This window comes from Leifsonia sp. SIMBA_070 (assembly GCF_046534635.1).
Taxonomy (GTDB): Bacteria; Actinomycetota; Actinomycetes; order Actinomycetales; family Microbacteriaceae; genus Leifsonia.
The window spans coordinates 1-346 of sequence record NZ_JAWRYK010000086.1 but is presented as its reverse complement, the minus strand read 5'-3'; the positions used below and the strand labels follow the sequence as shown (position 1 = coordinate 346).

Genomic DNA, 346 nt, shown 5'->3' with positions numbered 1-346 from the left:
TGGGATTCACACCGACTCATTTAAGCCTGGCGATCGGCATGTTAAACGGCGTCTTTAAGGAGCGATGAACATGAAAAGCAAAATCATCAGGGAGCTACAGGCTCCTTTTTTATTATTCGCATTCACCCTCAAGCGTATTAACCAACAATTCAGGGATTAATGGAAGATGGCAGACATCATTGATTCAGCATCAGAAATCGAAGAATTACAGCGCAATACAGCAATAAAAATGCGTCGTCTGAACCACCAGGTTATATCTGCCACTCATTGTTGTGAGTGTGGCGATCCGATAGATGAACGAAGACGCCTGGTCGTTCAGGGTTGTCGGACTTGTGCAAGTTGCCAG

General features: G+C 45.1%; 1 protein-coding gene. It reads left to right on the top strand.

Annotation, left to right across the window (positions count from 1 at the left end):
• Positions 1-166: 166 nt before the first annotated feature.
• Positions 167-346 (top strand): TraR/DksA family transcriptional regulator (locus tag SB754_RS19520; RefSeq protein WP_410784055.1); only part of this gene is annotated, 180 nt, incomplete at its 3' end.